General features: G+C 70.2%; 19 protein-coding genes. 10 read left to right on the forward strand and 9 right to left on the reverse strand.

The genetic code is table 11. The features are described 5' to 3' along the window. Position 1: 1 nt before the first annotated feature. Together N4G63_RS20780 and tyrS are read right to left on the reverse strand one after the other, a co-directional pair. Entirely contained in the window at positions 2 to 907 is a 906-nt protein-coding gene (locus N4G63_RS20780) for a cation diffusion facilitator family transporter (protein ID WP_260786984.1), read from the reverse strand. A 28-nt stretch (positions 908 to 935) separates the two neighbouring features. Beyond that, entirely contained in the window at positions 936 to 2192 is a 1257-nt protein-coding gene (tyrS, locus tag N4G63_RS20785) for a tyrosine--tRNA ligase (RefSeq protein ID WP_260786983.1), read from the reverse strand. Between the two features lie 285 nt (positions 2193 to 2477). Here tyrS and N4G63_RS20790 point away from each other — a divergent pair, with 285 nt between their 5' ends. Together N4G63_RS20790 and N4G63_RS20795 are read left to right on the forward strand one after the other, a co-directional pair. Beyond that, positions 2478 to 3860 (forward strand): M23 family metallopeptidase, encoded by a 1383-nt coding sequence (locus tag N4G63_RS20790; RefSeq protein WP_260787639.1) that lies wholly within the window; start codon positions 2478 to 2480, stop codon positions 3858 to 3860. A 68-nt stretch (positions 3861 to 3928) separates the two neighbouring features. After that, entirely contained in the window at positions 3929 to 5044 is a 1116-nt protein-coding gene (locus N4G63_RS20795) for an anhydro-N-acetylmuramic acid kinase (protein ID WP_260787638.1), read from the forward strand. Positions 5045 to 5142: 98 nt separating this feature from the next. On the opposite strand, the gene erpA is transcribed toward N4G63_RS20795, so the two are convergent. The 3 genes from erpA to rplM form a co-directional block, all read right to left on the reverse strand. Then, positions 5143 to 5517, reverse strand: coding sequence for an iron-sulfur cluster insertion protein ErpA (gene erpA / locus N4G63_RS20800; RefSeq protein ID WP_260786982.1), 375 nt, complete (start codon positions 5515 to 5517; stop codon positions 5143 to 5145). A gap of 181 nt (positions 5518 to 5698) precedes the next feature. Then, a complete protein-coding gene (rpsI, locus tag N4G63_RS20805) occupies positions 5699 to 6091 on the reverse strand; it encodes a 30S ribosomal protein S9 (RefSeq protein ID WP_260786981.1) in 393 nt (130 codons plus the stop codon). Positions 6092 to 6100: 9 nt separating this feature from the next. Then, positions 6101 to 6544: a 50S ribosomal protein L13 gene (gene rplM, locus N4G63_RS20810; protein WP_260786980.1), complete on the reverse strand. Its 444-nt coding sequence runs from the start codon at positions 6542 to 6544 to the stop codon at positions 6101 to 6103. 322 nt (positions 6545 to 6866) lie between these two features. Here rplM and N4G63_RS20815 point away from each other — a divergent pair, with 322 nt between their 5' ends. The 3 genes from N4G63_RS20815 to N4G63_RS20825 all read left to right on the forward strand — a co-directional run bounded on the left by N4G63_RS20815 (position 6867) and on the right by N4G63_RS20825 (position 9785). Continuing rightward, positions 6867 to 7604 carry a GNAT family N-acetyltransferase gene (locus N4G63_RS20815; protein ID WP_314600146.1) on the forward strand — a complete coding sequence of 246 codons (738 nt, stop codon included), beginning with the start codon at positions 6867 to 6869 and terminating at the stop codon, positions 7602 to 7604. A gap of 146 nt (positions 7605 to 7750) precedes the next feature. Continuing rightward, positions 7751 to 8662 (forward strand): DUF2726 domain-containing protein, encoded by a 912-nt coding sequence (locus tag N4G63_RS20820; RefSeq protein ID WP_260786978.1) that lies wholly within the window; start codon positions 7751 to 7753, stop codon positions 8660 to 8662. A 64-nt stretch (positions 8663 to 8726) separates the two neighbouring features. Further along, a complete protein-coding gene (locus N4G63_RS20825; protein WP_314600147.1) occupies positions 8727 to 9785 on the forward strand; it encodes a serine/threonine protein kinase in 1059 nt (352 codons plus the stop codon). Between the two features lie 88 nt (positions 9786 to 9873). Here the strand turns inward: N4G63_RS20825 and htpG are convergent, their stop codons facing one another. Beyond that, positions 9874 to 11769 carry a molecular chaperone HtpG gene (gene htpG, locus N4G63_RS20830; RefSeq protein ID WP_260786977.1) on the reverse strand — a complete coding sequence of 632 codons (1896 nt, stop codon included), beginning with the start codon at positions 11767 to 11769 and terminating at the stop codon, positions 9874 to 9876. A gap of 134 nt (positions 11770 to 11903) precedes the next feature. Here htpG and N4G63_RS20835 point away from each other — a divergent pair, with 134 nt between their 5' ends. The 5 genes from N4G63_RS20835 (at position 11904) to N4G63_RS20855 (ending at position 17213) form a co-directional block, all read left to right on the forward strand. Continuing rightward, the gene (locus N4G63_RS20835; RefSeq protein WP_260786976.1) at positions 11904 to 12728 is read left to right on the forward strand and encodes a Rossmann-like domain-containing protein; all 825 of its coding nucleotides are present in this window, start codon (positions 11904 to 11906) and stop codon (positions 12726 to 12728) included. A gap of 92 nt (positions 12729 to 12820) precedes the next feature. Further along, positions 12821 to 14146: an efflux RND transporter periplasmic adaptor subunit gene (locus N4G63_RS20840; RefSeq protein ID WP_314600148.1), complete on the forward strand. Its 1326-nt coding sequence runs from the start codon at positions 12821 to 12823 to the stop codon at positions 14144 to 14146. After that, a complete protein-coding gene (locus tag N4G63_RS20845; RefSeq protein ID WP_260786974.1) occupies positions 14143 to 14871 on the forward strand; it encodes an ABC transporter ATP-binding protein in 729 nt (242 codons plus the stop codon). The genes N4G63_RS20840 and N4G63_RS20845 overlap by 4 nt, the downstream gene beginning before the upstream one ends. Before the next feature lies 1 nt (position 14872). Next, a complete protein-coding gene (locus tag N4G63_RS20850) occupies positions 14873 to 16030 on the forward strand; it encodes an ABC transporter permease (RefSeq protein ID WP_260786973.1) in 1158 nt (385 codons plus the stop codon). A 13-nt stretch (positions 16031 to 16043) separates the two neighbouring features. Continuing rightward, positions 16044 to 17213, forward strand: coding sequence for an ABC transporter permease (locus N4G63_RS20855; protein ID WP_260786972.1), 1170 nt, complete (start codon positions 16044 to 16046; stop codon positions 17211 to 17213). A 67-nt stretch (positions 17214 to 17280) separates the two neighbouring features. On the opposite strand, the gene N4G63_RS20860 is transcribed toward N4G63_RS20855, so the two are convergent. The 3 genes from N4G63_RS20860 to N4G63_RS20870 form a co-directional block, all read right to left on the reverse strand. Next, positions 17281 to 17976 (reverse strand): hypothetical protein, encoded by a 696-nt coding sequence (locus N4G63_RS20860; protein WP_314600149.1) that lies wholly within the window; start codon positions 17974 to 17976, stop codon positions 17281 to 17283. Between the two features lie 82 nt (positions 17977 to 18058). Beyond that, positions 18059 to 19324 carry a pyridoxal-dependent decarboxylase, exosortase A system-associated gene (locus N4G63_RS20865; protein ID WP_260786970.1) on the reverse strand — a complete coding sequence of 422 codons (1266 nt, stop codon included), beginning with the start codon at positions 19322 to 19324 and terminating at the stop codon, positions 18059 to 18061. A gap of 26 nt (positions 19325 to 19350) precedes the next feature. Beyond that, on the reverse strand, positions 19351 to 20703 hold the full coding sequence (locus tag N4G63_RS20870; RefSeq protein ID WP_260786969.1) for a UDP-glucose dehydrogenase family protein: 1353 nt from the start codon (positions 20701 to 20703) through the stop codon (positions 19351 to 19353). Positions 20704 to 20848 lie beyond the last annotated feature (145 nt).

The following is a 20848-nucleotide window of genomic DNA, read 5'->3' on the forward strand; positions in this document are numbered from 1 at the left end:
CTCATCGCGGCGGCCCGGCCGCTGCCGGCTCGGCATCGTCGAAATGCGTCTCCACGTCCATCGGCAGCAGCTGGATCGTGGCCCGCAGCCCCGGCACGGCCCGCATCAGGGCCTGCTCCACTTCGCCGCGCTCGGCCGCCACCCGGCCCAGCGTCCAGTCGGCCGGCATGTGCATGTGCAGCTCCAAGTGGCGGCGCTGGCCGGCGCGCCGGGTCACCAGGTGGTCGAAGCGGATGCTGTGCTGGTCAAAGCCGTCGAGCACGCGCCGGATCTGGTCGCGCACCTCGGGCTCGAGCGCGCGGTCCATCAGGCCGTCGGTCGAGCGGCGGATCAGGTGCAGACCTTCGCGCACGATGTTCAGCGCCACGCCGATGGCGATCACCGGGTCCAGCCACAGCCAGCCGGTGGCATGCACCGCGATCAGGCCCAGCACCACGCCGGCCGAGGTCCAGACATCGGTGAACAGGTGGCGTGCATCGGCCTCCAGCGCCTCCGAGCGGTGCTCGCGCGCCTTGCGCAGCATGGCCCAGGCCAGCGCGCCGTTCAGCGCCGAGCTCAGCACCGACAGCACCAGGCCCGGGCCCAGCGCGTCGAGCGGCTGCGGGCTCAGCAGGCGCTGCACCGCGGCCCACAGGATGGCCAGCGCTGCAGCCAGGATCAGCACCCCCTCGAAGCCCGACGAGAAATACTCGGCCTTGTGGTGCCCGTAAGGGTGGTCGGCGTCGGGCGGCGACTGCGCCACCGTCAGCATGGCCAGCGCAAACATCGCGCCGGCCAGGTTGACCAGCGATTCCAGCGCATCCGACAGCAGGCCCACCGAGCCGGTGAGCCACCAGGCGCCGGTCTTCAGCACGATGGTGGCCAGCGCCACCGCCACCGACAGCTTCAGGTAGGAGGCCAGCTGCATCGTCGGGGGCTTGCCGTGGCCGCCGCGCTCAGGCGGTGAGCGTGACCCGCGCGAACTTGCGCTTGCCGACCTGCAGCACCACGGTGCCGGCCTCGAGCTTGAGGCCCTTGTCGGACACCACCGCGCCATCGATGCGCACGCCGCCCTGCTCGACCATGCGCATGGCCTCGCTGCTGGAGGGCACCAGCCCGGCGGCCTTGAGCAGGGCGCCCAGGCCCAGCGGCGCGCCGCTGAGGGTGAGCTCAGGGATCTCGTCGGGGATGCCGCCCTTGGCGCGGTTGTCGAAATCGGCCTGCGCCGCATCGGCCGCCGCCGCGTTGTGAAAGCGCGTGACGATCTCGCGCGCCAGCGCCACCTTGGCGGCCTTCGGGTTGGCGCCGGCCATCACCTCGGCCTTCAGCGCCTCGATCTCGCGCTCGGCGCGGGCGCTCAGCAACGTGTACCAGCGCCACATCAGCGTGTCGCTGATCGACAGCACCTTGGCAAACATCGTCGCCGCGTCCTCGGTTAGGCCGATGTAGTTGTTCTTGCTCTTGGACATCTTCTCGATGCCGTCCAGGCCTTCGAGCAGCGGCATGGTCAGGATGCATTGCGGCTCCTGGCCATATTCCTGCTGCAGGTGGCGCCCCATCAGCAGGTTGAACTTCTGGTCGGTGCCGCCCAGCTCGAGGTCGCTCTTGAGCGCCACCGAGTCGTAGCCCTGCATCAAGGGGTACAGGAACTCGTGCACGCTGATGCTGGTGCCGGCATGGAAACGGTCGTGGAAGTCGTTGCGCTCCATCATGCGCGCCACCGTGTAGCGGCTGGCCAGCTGGATCATGCCGCGCGCGCCCAGCGGGTCGCTCCACTCGCTGTTGTAGCGGATCTCGGTGCGCGCCGGGTCCAGCACCAGGGCGGCCTGGGCGTAGTAGGTCTGCGCGTTGGCCTCGATCTGCTCGCGCGTCAGCGGCGGGCGGGTGGTGTTGCGGCCCGAGGGGTCGCCGATCATGCTGGTGAAGTCACCCACCAGAAAAATCACCTGGTGCCCCAGATCCTGCAGCGCGCGCATTTTGTTCAGCACCACGGTGTGGCCCAGGTGCAGGTCGGGCGCCGTGGGGTCCAGGCCCAGCTTGATGCGCAGCGGCACGCCGGTGGCCTCGCTGCGCGCCAGCTTCTTCAGCCAGTCGGCCTCGGGGATCAGCTCGTCGCAGCCACGCAGGCTGATCGCCAGCGCCTCGCGGGTGCGGTCGGTGACAGGGTGGGCAGGGGCCGCGACGGCGGCAGCGGCGGGGTGGGCTTGGGTCATGGCGGGGCCGGATCGGGAGCTCGGGCCCCAACGGCCCTGGCGTCGTTGGCACCCGTCCGGCACTCCGGTCTGACCCGGGTCTGCGGCTGAAGGGTGCTTGGTATACTGCGTGTTCGATCGTCGGCGGGGGGCGTGAACTATTCACTCCCCAGTCGGGTCGACGCAGGCGTCGGATTCTACGGCGACACCTGCTCGACCGACCGGCTTCCGGGGTGGCGCCCTTCACAGGCAGCCACTCGCCATCAAGCCCTTTGCGGGCCGTCTGGAACTCAAGGCTTGAACCTGCTGTCCGCAAAAGCTGCTGCGCTGAACCTGCTGTCCACCTGCGATGCCACGCTGCGCCGCCACCCGCGCCGGCTGACCGCTGGCGTGGTGGCGCTGCTGGCCGGTTTTGGCGTCACGGCCTTCGGCATTGCACCGCTGGCCCCCGATGCGGCCGAGCTGCCGCGCCGGCTGGTCACCGAAGAACTGCAGATCCCGGGCCTCGGCGCCCAGGTCGATGCGCTGGCCGACCAGAGCCTGGAGCTGTCGCACGGCGACGTCACCCGCGCCAGCGACACCGCCGACACCCTGCTGCGCCGCCTGGGCGTGACCGATCCGCTGGCCGCCGCCGTGCTGCGCGTCGACCGCGACGCGCGCCGCCTGCTCGACGGCCGCGGCGGCAAGATGGTGCAGGTGCGCACCGCGGCCGACGGCACGCTGCTCGAGCTTGTTGCGCGCTTTCCGGCCCTGGATGAACGCCAGGCCGGCAGCCACTTCACCCGCCTGACGCTGCGCCGCAATGGCGCGCGCCTGACCACCACGCTCGAGACCGCCGCGCTGCAGCCGCAGGTGCGCCTGGGCAGCGGCACGATCCGCTCGTCGCTGTTTGCCGCCACCGACGACGCCCGGCTGCCCGACGCCATCGCCAGCCAGATGATCGAGGCCTTCTCGGGCGACATCGACTTCCACCGCGAGCTCAAGAAGGGCGACAGCTTCAGCGTGGTGTTCGAGGCGCTCACCGCCGACGATCAGCCGATCACCTGGAACGACGCCACCGGCCGCATCCTGGCCGCCGAGTTCACCAACAACGGCAAGACCCACCAGGCGCTCTGGTTTGCCGATGCACGCACCGGCAAGGGCCACTGGTTCGGCTTGGACGGCCAGAGCCGCCGCCGCGCCTTCCTGGCCAGCCCGCTCGAGTTTTCGCGCGTGACCTCGGGTTTCGCGATGCGCTTCCACCCCATCATGCAGAGCTGGCGCGCGCACAACGGCGTCGACTACGGCGCGCCCACCGGCACGCCGGTCAAGACCGTGGGCGACGGCGTGGTCGAGTTCGCCGGCCGCCAGAACGGCTATGGCAACGTGGTGCAGGTTCAGCACAGCGGCGGCAAATCCACCGTCTACGCCCACCTCAGCCGCATTGATGTGCGCCAGGGCCAGAAGCTCGAGCAGGGCCAACGCATCGGCGCGGTCGGTGCCACCGGCTGGGCCACTGGCCCGCACCTGCACTTTGAATACCGCATCAACGGCGCCTTCCAGGATCCGCTGAAGGTGGCGCGCGCCGCCGAGGCCGTGACCATCGACGCCCAGGCGCGGCCGCAGTTCCAGCGCATGGCCAGCGCCGCCCGCAGCCAGCTGGCCACCGCCGTGACCACGGTGGGCGGCTTCCGCGGCGACGCCGAATAAGCCGCGCCGCCGGCGTGAGCACGCCGCTGCCGGCGCCCGCCGCGCCCGCCACCACTTCCACCAGCGCCATGCCCAGCCTCTGCATCGGCCTGATGTCGGGCACCTCACTGGATGGCGTGGATGCCGTGCTGGCGCAGTTCAGCGCGTCCGGGGGCATGGCCGTGCTGGGCCATGTGCACCAGGCCTTTGCGCCGCCCCTGCGCGCCGAGCTGCTGGCCCTGAACCGCAGCGGCGCCGACGAACTGCACCGCGCCGCGCTGGCCGCCAATGCCGTGGCCCAGGCCTATGCGCTGGCCATCCAGGCCCTGCTGGGTGCCACCGGGCGGGCGGCTGACAGCGTGTGCGCCGTGGGCGCGCATGGCCAGACGGTGCGCCATCGGCCCGGCGAGTTCGACGGCACCGGCTACACGGCGCAACTGCTCAACGGCGCGCTGCTGGCCGAGCGCTGCGGCATCGATGTGGTGGCCGACCTGCGCAGCCGCGATGTGGCTGCCGGCGGCCAGGGCGCGCCGCTGGTGCCGGCCTTCCATGCCGCGGTGTTTGGCCAGGCCGGCCTGGCCCAGGCGGTGCTGAACTGGGGCGGCATCGGCAACATCACCTTGCTGGCCGCCGATGGCGCCGTGAGCGGTTTCGACTGCGGCCCCGGCAACGTGCTGCTCGACCTGTGGTGCGAGCGGCACTGCGGCACGCCCTTTGACGAAGGCGGCGCCTGGGCCGCCCAGGGCCTGGTCCATGAGCGCTTGCTGGCGCGCCTGCTCGACGAGCCGTTTCTGCACCGCAGCCCGCCCAAGAGCACCGGCCGCGACCTGTTCCATGCCGACTGGCTGGCTCAGCGCCTGGACGGCTTCGGCACGCTGGCGCCGGTGGCGGTGCAGGCCACGCTGGCCGAGTTCAGCGTGCGCGCCGCCGCGCTGGCGCTGCAGGCCCATCTGCCCGCCGCACAGCGGGTGCTGGTGTGCGGCGGCGGCGCGCTCAACAACGACCTGATGGCCCGCCTGACTGCCCGCCTGCCGGGCGTGGCCGTGGCCAGCACCGCCAGCGCGGGCCTGCCACCGCTGCAGGTGGAGGCGGCAGCCTTCGCCTGGCTGGCCTGGGCCTTCGTCAACGGCCGGCCCGGCAATCTGCCGGCCGTCACTGGCGCGGCAGGCCTGCGGCGCCTGGGATGCCTGCATCCGGCACGCTGAAAACAGCGCGGCCGCCCGAAGGCGGCCGCAACAACAGGCAGGCTGGCGGCAACCGGCGCAGCAGGCGTCAAGCGCCCGCAACGCCGTTCAGCCGGCGTTCAGACCGAGAAGCTCGAACCGCAACCGCAGGTGGTGGAGGCGTTGGGGTTCTTGATCACGAACTGCGCGCCCTGCAGGTCTTCCTTGTAGTCGATCTCGGCGCCCAGCAGGTACTGCAGGCTCATCGCGTCGATCAGCAGGGTGACGCCGTTCTTCTTCATCTCGGTGTCGTCGTCGTTGACCACCTCGTCGAAGGTGAAGCCGTACTGGAAGCCAGAGCAGCCACCACCCTGCACGAACACGCGCAGCTTCAGGTCGGGATTGCCTTCTTCGGCCACCAGGTCGGCCACCTTGGCGGCGGCGCTGTCGGTGAAGACCAGGGGAGCCGGCATCTCGGTGGTGTCGGCGGCAAGGGATTCGGCAACGGCGTTCATCAACGGGACTCCAGGAATGGGTGCAGGCCACGGCAGACGCTGCAAGGTTCGAATTGTCCACCGGACGGCGTGGCGACCGCCTTGTCCGCATTGCACCCGTGGGCTTTGGGCATGAAAAAGCCGCCCGCAGGCGGCTTTGGCGCAACAGCGGCGGCACGCAGACCGCCGCCGGCCGAAGGCATCAGCGCTTGCTGAACTGCTTGCGGCGACGGGCGCCGTGCAGGCCGACCTTCTTACGCTCGACTTCACGCGCGTCGCGCGTCACGAAGCCGGCGTGGCTCAGTTCGCTCTTGAGCGTCGCGTCGTAGTCGATCAGCGCACGGGTGATGCCGTGGCGCACCGCGCCGGCCTGGCCGCTTTCGCCGCCGCCCTGCACGTTGACCTTGATGTTGAAGGTGCCCTCATGGTTCGTCAGCAGCAGCGGCTGCTTGACGATCATGATCGAGGTCTGGCGGCCGAAGTAGTCGCCAACGGGCTTGCCGTTGACCACGATCTGGCCGTCACCCTTCTGGATGAACACACGGGCCACCGACGACTTGCGGCGGCCGGTGCCGTAATTCCAATTGCCGATCATCGCCGCTCCTTAGGTTGCCAGGGCTGGAATGTCCAGCACCTTCGGCTGCTGGGCGGTATGCGGGTGCGAGACACCGGCGTACACCTTCAGCTTCTTGATCATCGCGTAGCCGAGCGGACCCTTGGGCAGCATGCCCTTGACGGCCTTTTCCAGGGCGCGGCCCGGATGCTTGGCTTGCATGTCCTTGAACTTGGTGCCGTAGATACCGCCCGGGTGACCCGAGTGACGGTAATACACCTTTTGTTCGGCCTTGTTGCCGGTGACACGAATCTTGTCGGCGTTGACGACGATGATGAAATCACCGGTATCGACGTGAGGCGTGTAAATGGCCTTGTGCTTGCCGCGCAGACGGAGTGCCACTTCGCTGGCGACACGTCCGAGCACCTTGTCGGTGGCATCAAGCACAAACCACTCGTGCACAACCTCGGCCGGCTTGGCGCTGAAGGTCTTCATGAGAGGTCTTTCAAGCCGGCACCCCGATCTGGAGCGTCCGGCACAAGCGCTGGCTGTTCGTCGTGCCACGGCGTCGTTTCTCGGCACTGCTTGAAGCTGCAGCCTCTCGAAACCCACGCCGCCTGACCTGCACCGCACCCTGTCGACCCGAGAGCCCACCGGGCGCCGCACAGGCGGCACGCCACCCCGCCAGCTTCGGGGAACCGACAATTATAGCCATAGCCGACGCCGGGATGTGAACTGCCTGTCAAGCCACCCGTTCATCCGGCCAGCACGATTCAGGCAAGACCCGTAAAATACGGGTTAACCACTAGGACGCCTCATGCACCCGACCCCTCCCCCGCACGCGCCGCAGGACCCTGCGCTCGCCGACCGGCACGCGGTGCTGAACGCGGCCGTGCCTGCGCTGAACCACGATGTGACGCCGCAACCCACCTGGGTGCCGATCCGCTCGCTGGCGCCCAAGCACCGGCACCGCATCCTAGCGCACCTGCTGGCCATGCCCGAGCGCGACCGCTACCTGCGCTTCGGCTACCCGGCCAGCGACGCGCAGATCAACCGCTACGTCGAGACGCTGAACTTCGAGCGCGACGAGGTGTTCGGGGTCTACAACCGCCACATCCAGCTGATCGCCCTGGCCCACCTGGCCTTTGCCCCCGAGGGCGGGGCCAGCGGACCGGGCGCCGAGTTTGGCGGATCGGTGCTGCCGCATGCCCGTGGCCGCGGCTACGGTGCGCGGCTTTTCGAGCACGCCATGCTGCATGCCCGCAATCGACACATGGACACGCTCTACATCCACGCCCTGTCAGAGAACACGGTGATGCTGCGCATTGCACGCAGGGCCGGCGCCATCGTGCAGCGTTCGGGCAGCGAATCGGATGCCTACCTGCGGCTGCCGCCCGAAACCCTGGCCTCGCAGGTCGAGCAATGGGTGGGCGAAGGCGCTGCCGCGCTCGACTACCAGCTCAAGCGCCAGACCCGGCGCGTGGGCACGCTGATCGACGCCATCGGCGAGGTGCGCACCGGCGTCGCGCGCACCGGCAAGAGCGGCAGCGACTGAGCGCCACGCGCTGACATCGGCGCGAACTTCGCCTCGCGAAGGCCAGCCAGGCCGGGCGCGCTGTAATATCGGTTCGAGCGAGTTTTTCAGTTTTGGCAGGTGTTGCCGGGTGCGGCATCTGTCGCGATGCAGCGCCGCGAGCACCGATGTTGTCGAACCTTCCCTGGATCCTGGCTGTGATCGCGATCGGCGCGCTGGCAGCCGTGCTGGCCTGGCGGCTGCGCGCACCGCGGCCGGCCGCCGGCCCGGCGCCGCTGCCGGTCGATTGGGATCTGCTGCCGCGGCCGGTGTTCACGGCCGACGAACGCCGCATGTACCGCCAGCTGCGCGAGGCGCTGCCGCACCATGTGATCCTGGCCAAGCTGCCGCTGGTGCGCTTTTGCCAGCCGGCCGATCCCGAGAAGGTGCGCGACTGGTACGAGCTGCTGGGCGCCATCCAGGTGAGCTTTGCGGTGTGCAGCCTGAACGGCCGCGTGCTCGCCGCGATCGACCTGCACTATGACCGCGGCGGCCCGCCAGCCCGTGCCACGCGCATCAAGCAATCGGCGCTGGGGGCGTGCCGGGTGCGCTACCTGCGCTGCCCGGCCGATCACCTGCCCAGCGTGGCCGAGCTGCAGCTGCTGGTGCCGCAAAGTGCCAGCGCCAACCGTGGCCCGCAACCGGCCCAGGCCGCCGAGTCTGGCCAGGCGGGGGCCCTGCCGGCCGCTGGCGCCGCCAGCGGCTCGCGCCGCCGCGAGCGCACTGCGCTGTGGCAGGACTCGCTGCCGTTCACCGATTCGTTCTTCATGCCCGAGCGGCGTTTCGAGGCCGCCGGCCTGTGCGAAAGCGAGCCCGAGGTCGAAGGCGTCGAGCCGGGCCATGCCGCGGCCACCCTGGCGCCCACGCCCACGCCCACGCCCACCCAGCCCGGCGCGGCCACCCCCAGCCCGCCCACGCTGTCGCTGGTGCAGGCCGATCCCGACCCGGCCTTTGCGACCGAGAGTACCGGGCCCGCCCCGCTCACAGCCCCAGCGCCGGCCACCGGCACCTATGGCGGCGCGCGCGCGCTGACTTCTTGAGCACAGCGTCGCACTCACGCACCGCCGTGCGCGCCGGGCGGTCGGGCGAGCGAGGAGCCCGGGCATGAGCAGCAGCGGACACCCTTTCGACCGGCTCACGCCGCAGGCCGTGCTGGATGCGCTGGACGCCTGCGGTCTGCGCGGCGACGGCCGCCTGCTGCAGCTCAACAGCTACGAGAACCGCGTGTTCCAGGTGTGCCTGGAAGACGGCGGCGTGGTGGTGGCCAAGTTCTACCGCCCCGAGCGCTGGAGCGACGCCCAGATCGCCGAGGAGCACGCCTTTGCCGCCGACCTGGTGGCGGCCGAGGTGCCGGTGGTGGCGCCGCTGCGGCTCGCACCCGTCCATGGGCCCGCGGGCGCCACGCTGGCCACGGTGCAGATCGAGGGCCAGGACTTTCGCGTGGCCGCCTACCCGCGTCGCTCGGGCCACGGCCCCGAGCTGGACGACGCCGGCACGCTGCGCTGGCTGGGTCGCTTCATCGGCCGGCTGCATGCGGTGGGCGAGCAGCGGCCCTTCACCCAGCGGCGCACGCTGGATGCGGCCACCTTCGGCCACAGCGCGGTGCGCCGCCTGCTGGCGCTGGATGCCGTGCCGCCGGCCCAGCTGCCGGCCTGGCGCGATGCCGCCGAGCGCGCGCTGGTGCTGGTGGATGCCGCCTTGGCCGCCTGCCCGGCGCAGGCGCTGCGCATCCATGGCGACTGCCACCCGGGCAACATCCTGTGGCGCGACCCGCAGGCGGGCGCCAGCGGGCCGGACCAGGGCCCGCACCTGGTGGACCTGGACGACGCGGTGATGGGCCCCGCCGTGCAAGACCTGTGGATGCTGCTGTCAGGCGAACCCGAGGCCATGGCCGCGCAGCTGGCAGCGGTGCTGCAGGGCTACCGCCAGTTCCGCCGCTTTGACCTGCGCGAGCTGGCGCTGGTGGAGCCGCTGCGCACGCTGCGCATGCTGCACCACAGCGCCTGGCTGGCCGAGCGCTGGTGCGACCCGGCCTTTCCGGCGGCGTTTCCGTGGTTCGGCAATGCGGGCTACTGGGGCCAGCAGGCGCAGCAGCTGCGCGAGCAGATCGACGCGATGGGCCAGCCACCGCTCGATCCGTTCGCGCTCGACCTCTTCGACTGAGCGGGCCGAGCGCCGGGCCGCCCCAAGCCGGCCCGCATCCGCCCGGCGGGTGGACTCGCGTACCCGCGAGTCCGGGTGCGCCATGTCGTCAGGCGGTCAGCAGCTTGTTGACGCGGGCCACGTAAGCGGCCGGGTCTTCCAGCTGCCCGCCTTCGGCCAGCAGGGCCTGGTCGAACAGGATGTGCGCCAGATCGTCGAACGGCGCGCCGTCGGCGCCCAGGCGCTTGACCAGGGCGTGCTCGGCGTTCACCTCCAGGATCGGCTGGCTGGCCGGGGCATCCTGGCCGGCCTGCTTGAGCAGACGCGCCAGGTGGCCGCTCATGTCGCCCTCTTCCACCACCAGGCAGGCCGGTGAATCGACCAGACGGGTGGTGACGCGCACGTCCTTGGCGCGGCTCTTGAGCGACTCCTTCAGCTTGTCGAGCGTGGGCTTGAAGGTCTCGGCGGCTTCTTCGGCCTGCTTCTTCTCGGCTTCATCCTGCAGCTTGCCCAGGTCGACCGCGCCCTTGGCCACGCTTTGCAGCGCGTGGCCCTCGAACTCGTGCAGATGGCTCAGCATCCACTCGTCCACGCGGTCGGTGAGCAGCAGCACCTCGATGCCCTTCTTCTTGAAGATCTCGAGCTGCGGGCTGCTCTTGGCGGCGGCCAGGGTGTCGGCGGTGATCACGTAGATCACGTCCTGGCCGTCCTTCATGCGCGCCACGTAGTCGGCCAGGCTCACGCTCTGCTCGGCGCCTTCGCCGTGCGTGGACGCAAAGCGCAGCAGCTTGGCCAGGCGTTCGCGGTTCTGGAAGTCCTCGCCCAGGCCTTCCTTCAGCACGGCGCCAAACTCCTTCCAGAAGGCCAGGTATCTGGCCTTCTCGTCCGCGCTGTCGCTGTCGGCCAGGCTTTCCAGCATGCCCAGCACGCGCTTGGTGCTGCCCTCGCGGATGGCCTTCACGTCGCGGCTTTCCTGCAGTAGCTCGCGGCTGACGTTGAGCGGCAGGTCGGCCGAGTCGATCACGCCCTTGACGAAGCGCAGGTACACCGGCATCAGCGCCTCGGCGTCGTCCATGATGAACACGCGCTTGACGTACAGCTTGACGCCACCGCGCTTGTCGCGGTTCCACATGTCCATCGGCGCCTTGGCCGGCACGTACAGCAGCTGGGTGTACTCGCTGCGGCCCTCCACGCGGTTGTGCGTGTAGGCCAGCGGTGCGGCCTGGTCGTAGCTGATCTGCTGGTAGAAGTCCTGGTACTCGGCGTCGGTGATGTCGCTCTTGCTGCGCGTCCACAGCGCGGCCGCCTTGTTCACCGTCTCCCATTCGTCGGTGGCCACCTGCTCGCCCTTGTCGGCGTCCCAGGTCTCCTTGTTCATCAGGATGGGCAGCGAGATGTGGTCGCTGTACTTGGCGATGGTGCTCTTGACGCGCCAGGTCTTCAGAAACTCCTCGGCATCCTCGTCGCGCAGGTGCAGGATGACATCGGTGCCGCGCTCGGCCCGGGTGATGGCCTCGAGCTCGTACTCGCCGGTGCCTTCGCTGCTCCAGCGCATGCCCTGCTCGGCGGGCAGGCCGGCGCGGCGGCTCTCCACCGTGATGCGGTCGGCGACGATGAAGCCCGAGTAGAAGCCCACGCCGAACTGGCCGATCAGGTTGGCGTCCTTCTTCTGCTCGCCCTCCAGCTTGGCCATGAACTCGCGCGTGCCGCTCTTGGCGATGGTGCCCAGGTGCGCGGCGGCCTCGTCAGCGCTCATGCCGATGCCGTTGTCGCGGATGGTCAGGGTCTTGGCGGCGGTGTCGAAGAACACGCGCACCTCGAGGTTGGGCTGGTCTTCATACAGCGCGGCGTTGTCCAGGGCCTCGAAGCGCAGCTTGTCGCAGGCGTCCGACGCGTTGGAGACCAGCTCGCGCAGGAAGATCTCCTTGTTGGAGTACAGCGAGTGCGTGACGAGGTGCAGGATCTGCTTCACCTCGGCCTGGAAGGCATGGGTCTGCTTGGTCATGGTGTGTTGTCTGTTCGGATCGGGAGGGCGTGTGCCCACGGTGCGCCGGCGTCAAACCCGGCGCGCGCTGCGGGATTTTGGGGCCACGGCCGGGCTTTCAAGGCCCGCCCGCCGACGCGGCATGATGCAGGCCCATGGGCATTGCAGATCACATCCTCCAGCAGCTTGCGTCGGCCCTGGCCGGCGCCCCCGTGCCGCGGGTGCGCGCGCTGCACCTGCCACCGGCGCTGTGGACCGGCCACAAGGACGGTGAGTTCGGCGCCATCGAGCTTGACAGCGGCGCGCTGGGCCTGAGCTACCTGATGCTGGGCGGCACCCTGGCCGCACTGGCCGGCCAGCCCGCCAGCGCGATGGCCGCACTGGCCGGGCAGGACGCCCTGGCCCTGGCCCGCCGCTGGGCCGACGGCGACACCCCGGCCGACCGCGCACTGGGCTTTGCCGCGGTGAACGCGCTGAGCCGCCACCTGCAGGACGCCGCCGGCCTGGCGCCCCCCGATGCGCCCGACTCGATCGGCGGCCTGGCGCCGCAGCCGGGTGAGCACATCGGCATGGTGGGCTTTTTTCCACCGCTGGTGAAGCAGGTCACCGCCCGCGGCGCCCGCCTCACCGTGCTGGAGCTGCGCGCCGAGCTGGCCGGCAGCCACCCCGACTGCACCGTGACACTGGATCCGGCTGCGCTGCGCAGCTGCAGCCAGGTGCTGATGACCAGCACCGTGCTGCTGAACCACACGCTGGACACGGTGCTGGCCCACTGCAGCGGCGCCAGCGCCATCGCGATGATCGGCCCGGGCGCCGGGCTGCTGCCCGACGCGCTGCTGGCCCGCGGCGTCACCGCGGTGGGCGGCAGCTGGATCGTTGACGGCGCCGCGTTCAAGACCGCCCTGGCGCAAGGCCGGTCCTGGGGCGCCAGCGCACGCAAGTTCGTCTGGACCCGCGCGTCCTGGCCCGGCCTCCCCTGATGCCACACCGCCCCGCGGCGGCCCGTGCCGCGGGGCCATGGCATGCTTGGCGCACCACCACCTGCGCGCACCGGCGCGCCGTGCCAATGCCCATGGCCAACGCCACCGATCCCGATCCGTCTGCCAACGCCACGGCCACCGCCGCGGCCGCCACCGGCCCGGCCGCCGCGCCACCGCGCTCGCTGGCCGGCCTGCGCATCGACCGCGGCGCACCGGCGCTCAAGCGCCGCCGACGCCGCTGGCCCTGGGTGCTGGGCGCGCTGGTGCTGCTGGGCGCGGCTGCAGCGGCGCTGGCGCCGCGCAGCACCGAGGTGCAGGCCGGCTCGGTGCTGGCGGCCTATCCCTCGCAGCAATGGGCCCAGCTCACCGCCTCGGGCTATGTGGTGGCGCAGCGCCGTGCGGCGGTGGCCAGCAAGGGCACCGGTCGCCTGATCGAGCTGCGCGTGCGCGAGGGCAGCGTGCTCAAGGCCGGCGAGCTGATCGGCCGGCTTGACGACAGCGATGTGCAGGCCGCGCTGGCCGCCGTGCAGGCCGGCGTGCAGCAGGCCGAGGCCGGCACGGCCCAGGCGCGCGCCGCGCTGGGCCAGGCCCAGGCCGAGCTGGCCCATGCCGAGCTGGAACTGCGCCGCCAGCAAGAGCTGCGCGCCCAGGGCTTCGTGTCGCCGCAGGTGGTCGACAGCGCCGAGCGCCGCCTGGCCGTGGCCCGCTCGGCCCTGGCCACCCAGCAGGCGGCCGTGGCGGCGGCGCACAGTGCGGTGCTCACTGCCCGCAGCCAGGTGCAGGTGCAGCAGGTCAACCGCAGCAACACCGAGATCCGTGCGCCGTTTGACGGCGTGGTGCTGGTCAAGAACGCCAACGTCGGCGACATGATCACGCCCTTCTCGTCGGCCAGCGGCACCTCGGGCGCGGTGGTCACCATGGCCGACATGGGCACGCTGGAGGTCGAGGCCGATGTCTCCGAGAGCAATGTGGCCAAGGTCAAGCCCGAGCAGCCGGTGGAGATCACACTCGACGCCATCCCCGATGCACGCTTTGCCGGCCGCGTTTCGCGCATCGTGCCCACGGTCGACCGCGCCAAGGCCACGGTGATGACCAAGATCCGCTTCGACGCGCTGGACGCGCGCATCCTGCCCGAGATGAGCGCCAAGGTGAGCTTCCTGTCGCGCCCGGCCACGGCCGCCGACCAGCAGGCGGTGACCGCGGTGAACCCCAAGGCCATCACCACGCGCGAAGGACGGAAGCTGGTGTTTCGCATCAGCACCGCCGGCACCGCCGAGGCCGTGCCGGTCTCGCCCGGCCGCATGCTGGGCGATGTGCAGGAGCTGCTGAACCCGGCGCTCAAGAGCGGCGAGCGCGTGGTGCTCACCCCCCCCGAGGGCCTGAAGCCGGGCGCACGCGTGACGGTGGCCGGCAAGTGAGCCCCGCACCCGCAACGCCCGCGCCCGCCAGCGCCGGTGAGGCGCCGCTGATCCGCGTGCGCCACCTCGGCAAGGCCTACCGCCGCGGCGGTCAGGACATTCCGGTGCTGCTGGACATCAACCTCGACGTGGCGCGCGGCGAGTTCGTGGCGCTGATGGGGCCCAGCGGCTCGGGCAAGAGCACGCTGCTGAACCTGATCGCCGGCATCGACCAGCCCAGCGCCGGCACCATCGCGATCGGCGGCGTCGACATCGCCACGCTGGGTGAAGGTGCGCTGGCCGACTGGCGCGCCGCCAACGTGGGCTTCATCTTCCAGTTCTACAACCTGATGCCGGTGCTCAGCGCCTTTGACAACGTGGCGCTGCCGCTGCTGCTCACCGGCCTGAGCGCGCGCCAGCGCCACGAGCGCGTGGCCGCCGCGCTCGATCTGGTGCGCCTGAGCGACCGCGCCGACCACTACCCCAACGAGCTGTCGGGTGGCCAGCAGCAGCGCGTGGCGATTGCCCGCGCGCTGGTCAGCGACCCGGCGCTGATCGTGGCCGACGAGCCCACCGGCGACCTGGATCGCGTCACCGGCGAAGAAGTGCTGGGCCTGCTGGATGAGCTGGTGTCGCAGCTGGGCAAGACCATCGTGATGGTCACGCACGACCCCAAGGCCGCGGCACGCGCGCACCGCATGGTGCATCTGGAAAAGGGTGTGCTGGTCGACGCGGTGGCTGGCTGACATGTTCTTGCTGAAGCTGCTGCTGAAGAACGCCTTCCGCCACCGCCTGCGCACGCTGCTGACGATGGTGGGCCTGGTGGTGGCGATCTGCGCCTTCGGCCTGCTGCGCACCATCGTCGACGCCTGGTATGCCGGTGTCGAGGGCAGCTCCAGCACCCGGCTGGTGGTGCGCAACAGCAGCTCGCTGACCTTTCCGCTGCCGCTGGGCTATGCCGAGCGACTGCGCGCGGTGAGCGGCGTGCGCCAGGTGAGCTGGAGCAACTGGTTTGGCGGCATCTACATCACCGAGCGCAACTTCTTTCCGCAGTTTGCGGTGGATGCCGCCACCTACCTGCCGCTGTACGCCGAGTACCGCCTGAGCGACGACGAGCGCCTGGCCTTTCTGCGCGACCGCCAGGGTGCCATCGTGGGCCGCAAGCTGGCCGACAAGTTCGGCTGGAAAGTGGGCGACCAGATCCCCTTGCGCGGCACCATCTTTCCGGGCACCTGGACCTTCACGCTGCGCGGCATCTGGGACGGCGCCGAGGCCAAGACCGACGAAAGCCAGCTGCTGTTTCACTGGCAGTACCTGAACGAAAGCCTGCGCGCCCGCTACCGCGGCAGCGCCGACCAGGTGGGCGTGCTTATCCTGGGCATCGACGCGCCCGACGATGCCGCACTGGTGAGCCAGCGCGTCGACACGCTGTTCGCCAACTCGGTGGCCGAAACCCTCACCGAGACCGAGGCCGCGTTCCAGCTCGGCTTCGTGGCCATGAGCGAGGCCATCCTGGTGGCGGTGCAGGCGGTCAGCCTGATCATCGTGGTGATCATCATGGCGGTGATGGCCAACACCATGACCATGACCGCCCGCGAGCGCCTGGCCGAATACGCCACGCTGAAGGCGCTGGGCTTCTCGCCCGGCTTCGTGGTGCGCCTGCTGTTCGGCGAGAGCCTGCTGATCGCGGCCATCGGCGGCGTGGCCGGCCTGGCCCTCACGCTGCCGCTGGCGGCGGCCTTTCGCGCCGCGGTGGGCACGCTGTTTCCGGTGTTCCAGGTGTCCACGCTGACCATGGCGCTGCAGCTGGCCGCCGCGCTGGGCGTGGGTGCGGTGGCCGCCGCCTGGCCCGCCTGGCGCATGAGCCGCATCGACATCGTCGACGGCCTGCGGCACGTGGCCTGAGCGGCTCATCCACATGGCGCAGCTGCCCCTGGCCTACATCGCCCGCAACCTGTGGGTGCGGCGCGTGACCACCCTGCTCACCGCCGGCGGCATGGCCCTGGTGGTGTACGTGTTCGCCACCGTGCTGATGATGAGCGAGGGCATCCGCGCCACCCTGGTGGCCACCGGCCAGCCCGACAACCTGATGCTGCTGCGCAAGGGCGCCGGCGCCGAGATCAACAGCGGCATCGCACGCGCCGACGCCGCCATCCTGGCCACGCTGCCCGGCATTGCCACCGACGCCCAGGGCCGGGCCCTGGTGAGCGCCGAGCCGGTGGTGCTGATCAGCCTGCCCAAGCGCAGCAACGGCAAGCCCAGCAACGTGACGGTGCGCGGCACCTCCGACATCGGCGCGCAGCTGCGCCCCACGGTGAAGATCGTCGAAGGCCGCATGTTCCGCCCCGGCACCGCGGAGATCGTGGTCGGCCAGGCCACGGCCAAGGGCTTTCGCGGCGTGGAAATCGGCCAGCAGCTGCGCTTTGCCGGGCGCGACTGGCACGTGGTGGGCCGCTTCGAGGCCGGCGGCTCGGGCTTCGACTCCGAGGTCTGGGGCGATGCCGAGCAGATGCTGCAGGCCTTTCGGCGCGGCGCGTTCTCGGTGGTGCTGCTGCGCCTGGCCGACGCCAGCCTGTTCGAGGCCGCCAAGGCCCGCATCGAGGCCGACCCGCGGCTCACCGTGGAAGCCAAGCCCGAGGTGCAGTTCTATGCCGAGCAGAGCGAGGCGCTGGCCACCTTCATCCGCATCCTGGGCCTGGCGCTGGCCATCATCTTCTCGATCGGCGCGGTGGTGGGCGCCATGATCACCATGTTCGCCGCCGTGGCCCAGCGCATCGGCGAGATCGGCACGCTGCGCGCACTGGGCTTTCGCCGGGGCGCTGTGCTGACCGCCTTTCTGGCCGAATCGCTGCTGCTGGCCGCACTGGGCGGGCTGGCCGGCCTGGCCGCGGCCAGTGCGATGCAGGCGGTGAACATCTCCACCACCAACTTCCAGACCTTCTCAGAGCTTGCCTTCCGCTTCGTGCTGACCCCGCGCATCGCGCTGCAAAGCATGCTGTTCGCGCTGGCCATGGGCGTGGTGGGCGGCTTCATCCCCGCCTGGCGCGCCGCGCGCATGCAGATCGTGGCCTGCCTGCGCGCCGCCTGACCCGGCCCCACCCGTGATGGCGCGCCAGTCCGGCAGCGCGCCAGTCCGGCAACGCGCCCGCCTGCGGCTACTCGCGGCTGCGCGAGTACATCCGCAGCAGCACCCCGGCCAGCGCCAGCAGGGCGATGCCCGAGAACAGCTCGATGCGGTGGCTGCGCAGGAACTCAATGGCTTCGCGCATGGCCTGCGCCGTCGCCGATTCACCTCCGCTGGCTTTGCTGCCGGTGGACGTGGGGCCAGGTTTGGGCTGGCCTTCCCACTGACGCTGCGTCGTGGGATCGGCTTCGCTCGCATCGGCCTGGAGCTCGGACTCGCCCAGACCGATGACCGACATCCTGGCGTCACCGCGCTTTGCCGCTTTGGCCTCGGCCTGAACCGCGGCATCGGCACGGATCGCCTGGCGCAGGTCGGCCTCTCGAATGCCTGGCGCCGAAGCGGCGCGGTCGCCAGCCTTGGCCCGCGCGCCGGAAGCGGCGCCGTTGGGCCCCACCGCGCTTGAACTGCTGGCATCGAGCAGGATGTCGAGATTGCGGTTGCCGGTGCTGATCTGAGGCGCCCCGCCCAAAGCCCCGTTGGCCCGGTGGCCAGCCTGATCACTGCCGGTGTCGGCCGATCCGGTGACCGGCGCGGCCTGAACCGCGCCAATGCCGATCAGCACCACCGTCACCCAGGCCCTGGTGGCCATCAAGGCAGGCCTGTGCAGACCAGGCCGCCTGGCCATCTCACTCTTGCTTTTCTTGAACACCGACAACACCTTCTGCAACCAAGGCGGATTGTGCGGGCTGGGCCATCGGCCTGCCAAGCGCGACTCGGCCCCGAAACGGGGGGCGCCCAAGGCGCCAGGCTCAACCGACCAGGACCTCGGTGCAGGCCGGGTGGCCCAGAAAATCCTGCGGACTGGCCGAGCGGCCGTAAGCGCCGGACTGAAAGACCGCCACCAGATCACCCACATCGGCCCGAGGCAGCGACATGCGATCGGCCAGGATGTCGAGCGGCGTGCACAAGGGGCCCACCACGTTGACCGACTCGTCCGCCGGACGATCGGCCTGGTTGGCAATGGCGACCGGGTAGTTCTTCCGAAGCACCTGACCAAAGTTGCCCGAGGCTGCAAGGTGGTGGTGCAGACCGCCATCACACACCAGAAAGACCTGGCCGCGCGAGACCTTGCGGTCGACCACGCGCGTCACGTACACACCCGCCTCGCCGACCAGGTAGCGCCCCAATTCGATGACGATGTGCGCCATCGGCATCTCCGACGCCGCACGCGCCGCCAGCGCGGCAAGATTGGCGCCGATTGGCGCCAGATCCAGCCGGGTGTCACCAGGGAAGTAGGGGATGCCGAATCCACCCCCGAGGTTCAGGAACTGCACCGGCGACGGGGCCGATTCCGCCAGGCGCAAGGCCAGTTCGTAGCTTTTGCGCTGCGCTTCGCAGATGGCCTCGGCGCGGAGGTTCTGCGACCCGGCAAACAGATGGAAGCCTTCAAACGACAGGCCCAACGCCCCCACCCGGGCGAGAACCTCTGGCACCGCCTCCGCATCGATGCCGAACTGCTTGGGCCCGCCAGCCATCTTCATGCCGGAGCCCTTGAGCTCGTAATCGGGGTTCACGCGCACGGCCACGCGCGCCGGCCGGCCCAGATCCTGCGACGCCTGGGCCAGTACCGCGAGTTCGCGATTGGATTCCACATTGATCAGGACGCCAGCGGCCACCGCCTGCCGCAACTCGGCATCGCGCTTTCCGGGGCCGGCAAAGCTGACTTCGGCCGGATTTGCCCCGGCATCCAGGGCCACCTTCAACTCACCCGCTGAAGCCACATCGATGCCGTCGACCAGGCCCGCGAGCAGGCCCACGACGGCCGGCATCGGGTTGGCCTTCATCGCGAAGTGCAGCTTCACCTGGGTCGGCAAGGCCTGCCGCAGCTCGGCCACCCGCGCCCGGATGAGCGCGCGGTCAAGGGCAAAAAAGGGCGTGGCGCCCACCTGTTCGGCCAGCAGCGACACGGCCATGCCACCCACCACCAACTCACCCCCCGCCACCTGGAACTGATCCATCGGGGCATGTTCCGGCAGCCGTCTGGCGGGCTGCGCTGCGTCAAGCGGTTCAGACATGGCGACCTCGACCCGGTAGCGTTGGTTCAGGATTGTGAACCGCGCATCGTGGGCGCCAAGCCGCGACCGATGCCTTGGCACTCGATCCCGAACGACTTCATCAGCGCCGGCTCGTACAGGTTGCGCCCGTCAAAGATCACCGGCTGCTTCAGCGTGGCCTTGAGGTGGTCGAAGTCGGGGTTGCGGAACTCCTTCCACTCGGTCACCAGCAGCAGCGCGTCGGCGCCTTCCAGCGCCGCCTGCTGGCTGGCCACCAGGCTCAGGCCGGCCACATCGCCCAGCACGCGCTGCGCCTCGGGCATGGCCACCGGGTCATAGGCCTGGATGCGCGCGCCGCGCCGCGCCAGCTCGGCCACGATCACCCGGCTGGGCGCCTCGCGCATGTCGTCGGTGTTGGGCTTGAAGGCCAGGCCCCAGACGGCGAAGGTGCGGCCCGTCAGGTCTTCGCCGAAGCGCTCGACCACGCGGTCCACCAGCACCAGCTTCTGGCGCTCGTTGGCCTCTTCCACCGCGGTGAGCACGCCCAGCGTCATGCCGTTTTGCGCACCGGTGCGGATCAACGCCTTCACATCCTTGGGAAAGCAGCTGCCGCCGTAGCCCGTGCCGGCATACAGAAAATGCGTGCCGATGCGCGGATCGCTGCCGATGCCGCGGCGCACCCACTCGATGTCGGCGCCCACGCGGTCGGCCAGCAGCGCCAGCTCGTTCATGAAGCTGATGCGCGTGGCCAGCATGGCATTGGCAGCGTACTTGGTGAACTCGGCGCTGCGCACGTCCATCACCACCAGGCGGTCGTGGTTGCGCATGAAGGGCGAGTACACCGCGCGCATCAGCAGCGTGGCGCGCTCGTTGTCGCTGCCGATCACGATGCGGTCGGGCTTCATGAAGTCGTCGATGGCCGCGCCTTCCTTCAGAAACTCGGGGTTGCTGACCACCGCGTACTCGAGCTCGACACCGCGCTCGGCCAGCACCTCGGCAATGGCCGCGCGCACCTTGTCGGCCGTGCCCACCGGCACCGTGCTCTTGTCGACGATCACCTTGTAGTCGGTCATGTGGCGGCCGATGTTGCGCGCCGCGGCCAGCACGTACTGCAGATCGGCCGAGCCGTCTTCGTCGGGCGGCGTGCCCACGCCGATGAACTGGATGGTGCCGTGGGCCACGGCGGCGGCCACATCGGTGGTGAACTGCAGGCGGCCGGCGGCGGCATTGCGCTGGATCAGCGCGTCCAGACCCGGCTCGTGGATCGGCACCTCGCCGCGCTGGAGCATCTCGATCTTGCGCGCATCCACATCCACGCACATCACGTGGTTGCCCATCTCCGACAGGCAGGCGCCCGTCACCAAACCCACATAGCCTGCACCGACCACGGTGATCTTCATACGCCCACCTCTACCGGGCACCCGGACGGCGCCCCGAAGCGGCGAATTCTGCCCGCGCCGCCGTGACAAGCCCGTGCGGTCTGGGCGCGGGCGTGGCGCCTGACACGAAACCGCGGCGGCGGGGCCGGGCAGTTGGCAGACAATC

The sequence above is a fragment of the Aquabacterium sp. OR-4 genome (assembly GCF_025290835.2).
Taxonomy (GTDB): domain Bacteria; phylum Pseudomonadota; class Gammaproteobacteria; order Burkholderiales; family Burkholderiaceae_C; genus Pseudaquabacterium.